The sequence below is a fragment of the Loigolactobacillus jiayinensis genome, assembly GCF_003946445.1.
In the GTDB taxonomy this organism is placed as follows: domain Bacteria; phylum Bacillota; class Bacilli; order Lactobacillales; family Lactobacillaceae; genus Loigolactobacillus; species Loigolactobacillus jiayinensis.
Map to the genome: position 1 here is coordinate 1 of NZ_RHOF01000096.1, position 7,245 is coordinate 7,245.

Here is a 7,245-nt window from a genome sequence, read left to right on the forward strand (position 1 = left end):
GGCCCTTTTGGTCTAGTTTTATTTATGTTGCACTTCTATTTTAAATCCGGCTAAAATAGAGCCATTAACTTTAGAGGAGTGATTTTATGAGTCGAGAAATTACAACTACTGCACAGATGCATTTCAAGCAGGCACTGTTGGCACAGCCACAAGCGCGAGTTGTACAACGGTCAGTGATGAATAATGGTATCAATGCTACTAGTGAAGATAGTAACGTACAATCCCAGTTGGCGCGCACATTTTCACTAGAACTACCAACGGGAAAAGTGTCTAACCAAAAGCATAGTGGTCGCTGCTGGCTTTTTTCAACATTAAATACATTGCGGCATGAGGTTGCTGTTAAGTACAAGCTGAAAGACTTTGAGTTTTCTGAAAACTATTTATCATTCTGGGATCGTTTTGAAAAAGCTAATGCCTTCTATGAGAATATCATTGCTACTGCTGATCAAGCTGCCGATAGTCGAATGGTCACTTGGTTGTTAGAGGGGCCTAACGGCGATGGCGGCCAGTGGGATAACGCGGCCGCTTTGATCAAGAAATACGGCTTGGTACCTAAATCAGTAATGCCAGAAACACAGGCAAGTGAAAACACGACTGAATTCAACCAAGTACTTAATTTGCGGTTACGCAAGGATGCCGTAGCATTACGCCAGTTAGTAGCAGATGGTGCCAGTGCGGCTGACTTAGCAGCGGCTAAAGAAAAAATGCTGACTGTGATTTATCGGATCTGTGCCTATGCTTTCGGAACGCCAGTTGAGCACTTCGATTTCAGTTACCGTGATGATGATAAAAAATATCACCGCATTAATGATTTGACACCACAAAGCTTTGCTGCCAGCTATTTAAGCCGTGATTTAGATGATTACATCACGGTGATCAACTCGCCAGACAAGCCATTTAACCAACTTTACACGCTACCAATGGAAGATAACGTGCTTGGTGGGCAACATGTTACGTTCCTAAACGTTGATTTAGCTACGTTTAAGTCGTTAACGATTGCTCAATTAAAGGCTGGCGAAACGATTTGGTTCGGCAACGATGTACTAGAACAAATGAGTCGTACAAAAGGGCTGTTAGACAGCCATCTGTTCAATTACGACCAACTCTTTGACACTGATCTACAGTTGAGCAAAAAAGAGCGACTACAATATAAGCAAGCAGCAGTTTCTCACGCGATGACCTTTACGGGGGTCGATCTGGTGGACAATCAACCAACTAAATGGAAGGTTGAAAATAGCTGGGGTGAAAAAGTGGGTGCTGATGGTTATTTTGTTATGAGTGATCAGTGGTTTGATGATTACGTTTATCATGTGGTGATCAATCACAAGTTTTTAAGCGCTGATCTGCAACAAATACTACAAAGTAAACCGACTGAATTAACACCGTGGGATTCGATGGCGTAACTACGCCCTGTTGAAACCAAAAGTTTAATAAGTTAATTAGAATAATCAGCTAGTGATTAAATGAGCAATGGTGCTGAAGTCAATTTTGACTTAGCGCTATTTTTTTAATCAAAATGAGTTATTTTCAGAATTAAAAGTATAATTGCGCTCATTGCGAATAGCTTAAGACCTGGGTATAAGCTTAAAGTTATTATGAGTATTTATAAATTATTTTATTGATTAAGTATACCAATTATTGTAAATAATGAGTTTGAATAAAAATCGCAATATTTAAAATAATTATATATAAATAATTGACTTGTTTTTAACTTGGCATATTTATTTATATTTATAGATGTGATAAAATAACTTATATTAAAAAATTATACTCTGGATTACTGTTGGAAAGTAACGCCTTAATCGCCAACGTGAAGGTATCTATATATTCTAATAATCGAATTTGTAAATTACATTATTTTGAAGGACAGCCTTGAAGACATCAGTAAAAAAAGTTTCTAATTATGATGATTTAAAAGGACTTATTGACAAAAACAAAGTAAATGTCAACGCTGTCAATAGCTAATTTAGTAAAAAAATATAATAATATATTTTTCGCTTTAGATGGCACGACAATTTTTTATAAAACAATTTGATTTCATATACCAGTCTAGACTTATTTGTCCACTTAGGTTTTGGATGCGTTTTTTATAATCTAAGTATTCGATCAGACTAGTAGATTGTGAGCTGAAGAAAATCTTTGTGGCTAAAATAACGTAAATTATATAATAGGGCAATAAATTAGAGTGTTATTAACCGCAAAGATTGGTCTGCAATATTAGGAAAATGAGCTATGGGGGCTGGGGAGTTGAATAAGTATCGCTTGTTTCGACAGGGTTGTTATGACCGTCGGCGCAGTGTAATGGATGGCTATGAATTGTTGTTGCGCGAACAAGTTGCTGGTCAGTGGCGCGTACCACTAGATTTTAGTATGCTGGCACCTGATTTTTTTGCAGCAATTGTGACTGAAGCCGTGGCGCATTTACCGATAGCGGCCAATGCAATGATCAATCTGGATCATGATCAATTTATTGATCACGAGATGATACAAGCGTTGATTGCTGTACAACAGCGAACACCACAACAACAATTAATTATCGAATTGACAGAACGTGATAACGGTGCGGTGATTTACAATACGGATTTAATCGATACGGCACGTTATTTGACCAGTCAGGGATTAAAATTAAGTTTAGATGATGTCGGTAGTGGTAAGAATGATATTGAGTGTATTAAACCTTTATTGCCATATGCCAGTGAAATGAAGTTTGCTTTACAGAATTTTGATGATAGTGGCGAAGATAGCTATCAGCGGCTAGTTTTTTGGGAACACTTAGCGATTAGTGAGGCTAAAGATTTTGTTTTAGAAGGTATCGAAACCCAGGAAGATTTATCGCTAGCGGATACACTGGGAGTGAATTTACGCCAAGGATATTACTATGATCGGCCGCATCGATTTTATTAGGTGAAAAGCGCTCTTTACTCAATTTTATTGGCGAATTCGCTAATGGATAAAAACAAGCAACCACTGGCTATGCTAAATTGGCATTTCAGTGAGTGCTTATTTTTTTACCAGGAACTGGCAATTATAAAATAGCCTCATTTGTGATTTAAATCACATAACGCTTTAAAATTAAACTGAAAAAAGCTAATATTAAAGGTCTATTTCTAGAGCGAACATTATAAATGGATTAATTAAATGAGCAATTATTCATTTAGAGACAACGATTTAGGCATACTAGCGGATAAAGATGTTTTTCTATTTTAAATTAGTTATGGAATCATTTTTTAATACAACTAATATTAAATAGAAAAGAATAATAATTGTTAGTTAAGAGGCTATTCTAATTCACTTAGTAAAAAGATTCGTGAGCTGCGGCTAAATAAAATAAACCAAGATAGTGATTTTAAATAGTGTAACTTAGGTTATGCGAGTATCAGTGGATTCCCCAATTAAGGCGTAATATTCACATAATTAAATTACTGAAGTCTACATACGCGATTAGGCAGAAAGTGAAAGCATAGACTGATAAAGCAGTAGCTACACGCGCTATTTTTTATAAATTACAGTTGGGCTACTTCGTAATAAGTTCGGTTTAGCTTTTTTAGAATATTAAAAAATCCATGAGCTTTCCATACGTATAGTCCGTCCTTATTTAAGAACTATATCAGCAAAACGTAATATAGAAAGCGTTTACAATGCGAACTATAGATGATATAAATTAGACGTAGCGAAAAGAAAGGATGATTTATAATGAGTAAGGAATACGGGTTTGCAACACGACAGATTCATGGTGGCCATATTAAAAATTCGGCTGGTGCACTGACAACACCGATTTATCAATCATCTACTTTTGTTTTTGATAACGCGGAACAAGGGGCTAACCGTTTTGCTGGTAAGGAAGATGGCTTTATCTACACCCGCCTGGGCAATCCAACTGAGATGGAATTGGAAGGCAAATTAGCGGCCTTAGAAGGATCCGAAGCTGCGTTGTTCACTGCTTCTGGTATGGGTGCAATTAGTTCAACAATGCACACATTGCTTAAAGCTGGCGACCACGTTATTTCCTCAAAAGTTGTTTATGGTTGTACGCATTCATTATTTGATGAAGGACTGCGCAAATATAATGTTGATTTCAGTTTTGTTGATACAACCGATACTCAAACGATTGTTGACAATATTAAAGCCAATACTAAAATGATTTATGTTGAAACACCCGCTAATCCAACCCTCGATGTTTCTGATATTCAAGCAATTGCAAAAATTGCCAAGGAACATGATCTAATTTTTGTGGTTGATAATACATTTGCAACGCCTTATATCCAGCAACCGATCCAGTTAGGTGCGGACATTGCGGTTTATTCAGCAACCAAATATATCAACGGTCATGGCGATGTTGTTGCCGGAGCAATCACGGGTAAGAAAGCCTTGCTTGATCAAATCAGAATGGTCGGTATGAAAGATATGACCGGCTCAATTATTTCGCCATTTGACGCTTTCTTAGTTAGCCGTGGCTTGAAAACGTTGGATATTCGGATGGAAAAACACGTTAAAAATGCACAGCGAATCGCTGAATTTTTAGATACTCATCCACAAGTTAACAAGGTTTATTATCCTGGCTTGAAGAGCTTTGCCGGTTACGCCGTTGCACAGAAGCAAATGGCTTTACCAGGGGCAATGATCTCATTTGAATTAAAGGGCGGTCGTTCAGCTGGGGAGAAGCTGATCAATGCTGTTGAATTGATGACATTAGCGGTCAGTCTAGGGGATGCAGAAACTTTGATCGAACATCCAGCTAGTATGACGCACGCAACGTATTCAGCAGTAGACTTAGAAAAAGCGGGTATTTCTGAAGGTTTAGTTCGATTATCAATTGGTTTAGAGGATGTAGAAGATCTACTAGATGATCTCGATCAGGCCTTGACGCAACTGTAATCTATAGCTTGTTGAGAAAGTTGGTGAGCTATGAAGAAGAAAGTTGATGTTGAAAAAGGAAACTTTATTGGTTTAGTTCCCCTGATCTTTTTCTTGGTCATTTATATTAGCTCTGGGTTAATTACCAGAAATTTTGATTCACTACCGCTTTTAGTTGCTATGATCTTGGCGTGCGGAGTTGCCTTTTTATTGAAAGGTAACAATAAAGAGGATATATTCGCGGATAAACTAGTTGTATTTTGTAAAGGTGCCGGTCAGGAAACAATGATTCTGATGATTGTGATCTTTATGCTGGCAGGTGCATTTTATTATGTGACTAAGTCGATGCACGCCGTTGACACGGTTACAAATATTGGCTTAACCTTTCTGCCACAAAGCTTTTTGATTCCAGGTATTTTTATTCTTGGTTGTCTGATCAGCTTTGCGATGGGGACTTCAATGGGTACCGTAGCTGCGTTAATGCCGATTGCCGCTAATATTGGGAATATGGCAGATATTAGTTTGCCGTTGTTAGCTGGTGTTGTGATTGGTGGAGCGATGTTTGGCGATGACCTATCGTTGATTTCGGCCTCGGCAATTATTTCGGCAAAAACACAAGATGTGACGATATTTGAAAAGTTTAAAACCAATGCAGTTATTGTGATACCGGCCTTCGTTATCACTACGATTCTATTGATGTTTGTTCATGTTGGTGAAATCAATGTCGGTGAATTAGGGGCGATCGAGTGGATCAAGGTGCTGCCCTACATTGTCGTGATTGTGGCTTCCTTTATGAACATTAATGTGCTGATCGTGTTAATTTTAGGGATTACGACTGCTGTGGTTATTGGTGTAGCTACTGGTGATTTTTCTGGGATTCAAGCACTAAGCGCCATTCACAAAGGCATGTTGTCGATGGCGGATGTTTCATTCATCTCGATTATTGTGGGCGGCCTAGCACAGTTAATGCACCATATGGGCGGTATTAACTGGTTGCTTGAAAAGATTACTAAGCATGCACACGGTCCAGTCGGCGGTAAATTTTCAATTGCTTTCTTGATTCTGCTGTTAGATGTCATCACAACGAACAACACGGTTTCAATTATGATTGCCGGTCCCATCGCCAAAAAATTAGCTAAGAATTATTCTATTTCACCTTCGTATACGGCTAGTATTCTCGATATCTATTCTTGCGTTGGTCAGGGGATAATTCCGTATGGGGCGCAATTATTGCTAGCGTCGTCGATCGTCGGTATTTCTGCCGCAGCGATTGTGCCGTACAGTTGGTATTGTATGGTGTTGTTCGTAGTTTCCAACATTTTCTTGTTTACAAAATTTTCGCCAACCAAACAACCAGTTGTGGTGGAATCTGGTGAAGTAGCAGAATCAGTCTAAATTATTGTCAGTAAGGGTGGATAATTGATATGAAACGAATTGGCATTATTGGTGTTGGTCATGTTGGTAGTACGGTTGCCTATACACTTGTTAGACAACAACTATGCACGGAATTAGTACTATTTGATAAAAATAGTGAACTGACTGAGGCCGAGCGTCATGATTTAATGGCGGGGCAAGTTGGGCAACATAGTAGCGTCAAAATTATGACTTTACCAGTAGAACAAGTGAACACCTGTGATTTAGTCATTTTCGCGGCCGGTGATATTTCAATCTTGCAGCATAGCACTGATCGTTTTGCGGAACTGAATTATACAAAAACGGTTGTGGCCGAGTGGGCGCCACGCTTGCGTGCTAATAAATTTACAGGTTTGATTCTCAATATTACGAATCCGTGCGATGTGATCACACAGTACTTACAGAAATTAACCGGATTGCCGCACAAACGTGTCTTTGGCACGGGAACGACGTTGGATACCGCTCGAATGCAGGTCACAGTCAGTGAGCAATTAGCGGTGGCAACGGATTCAGTTACCGGTTATGTTTTAGGCGAACATGGTAATTCACAATTTGTGGCGTGGTCAAGCGTGTGTATTGCTGGAAACGGCTTAACTGAGCGCTTCACGCAAACTGAGTTGGATCACTTTGAGGAACTGACCAGCAAGGGTGCTTGGACAACAATTAGTGGCAAGGGTTATACCTCATACGGTATTGCCAACCAGGCTGCTGTTGTAGTTGCGGCAATTACGACTAATGCGCATGCAGTTTTACCGGTTACCAATTACGCTGTCGCGGAACAATGTTATCTGGGGCATCCAGCAGTTGTGACGCGTGAAGGAATTGAACGTGATTTCACGGTGCCATTAAATGCCGCTGAACAAGAAAAATGGCGACTGTCAGTTGATAAGATCAAACAAATGACTGCGACAATTTAGCTATAACGGCTCTTTGTCAAATCCTGTTGATAGCTAATTTTGGACAGAACTGGAAGTTAAG

At 39.1% G+C, this 7,245-nt stretch carries 5 protein-coding genes; all 5 read left to right on the forward strand.

Translation table 11 applies throughout. The annotated features are described in order from the left end of the window. The first annotated feature begins 86 nt into the window (after positions 1-86). The 5 genes from EKM80_RS14295 (at position 87) to EKM80_RS14315 (ending at position 7,184) form a co-directional block, all read left to right on the forward strand. Positions 87-1,403, forward strand: a complete 1,317-nt coding sequence (locus EKM80_RS14295) for a C1 family peptidase (RefSeq protein WP_125554326.1) — start codon at positions 87-89, stop codon at positions 1,401-1,403. An 844-nt stretch (positions 1,404-2,247) separates the two neighbouring features. Further along, positions 2,248-2,904, forward strand: coding sequence for an EAL domain-containing protein (locus tag EKM80_RS14300; protein WP_225418901.1), 657 nt, complete (start codon positions 2,248-2,250; stop codon positions 2,902-2,904). A 789-nt stretch (positions 2,905-3,693) separates the two neighbouring features. Further along, the gene (gene megL, locus EKM80_RS14305; protein WP_125554330.1) at positions 3,694-4,875 is read left to right on the forward strand and encodes a methionine gamma-lyase; all 1,182 of its coding nucleotides are present in this window, start codon (positions 3,694-3,696) and stop codon (positions 4,873-4,875) included. A gap of 30 nt (positions 4,876-4,905) precedes the next feature. Further along, positions 4,906-6,249, forward strand: coding sequence for a Na+/H+ antiporter NhaC family protein (locus EKM80_RS14310; protein ID WP_125554333.1), 1,344 nt, complete (start codon positions 4,906-4,908; stop codon positions 6,247-6,249). Positions 6,250-6,278: 29 nt separating this feature from the next. After that, positions 6,279-7,184: a lactate/malate family dehydrogenase gene (locus EKM80_RS14315; RefSeq protein WP_125554335.1), complete on the forward strand. Its 906-nt coding sequence runs from the start codon at positions 6,279-6,281 to the stop codon at positions 7,182-7,184. Positions 7,185-7,245 lie beyond the last annotated feature (61 nt).

Bases quoted from the DNA above. Each gene is read 5' to 3' on its own strand.
- EKM80_RS14295 (WP_125554326.1), top strand. From the start codon at position 87: ATGAGTCGAGAAATTACAACTACTGCACAGATGCATTTCAAGCAGGCA.
- megL (WP_125554330.1), top strand. From the start codon at position 3,694: ATGAGTAAGGAATACGGGTTTGCAACACGACAGATTCATGGTGGCCAT.
- EKM80_RS14310 (WP_125554333.1), top strand. From the start codon at position 4,906: ATGAAGAAGAAAGTTGATGTTGAAAAAGGAAACTTTATTGGTTTAGTT.
- EKM80_RS14315 (WP_125554335.1), top strand. From the start codon at position 6,279: ATGAAACGAATTGGCATTATTGGTGTTGGTCATGTTGGTAGTACGGTT.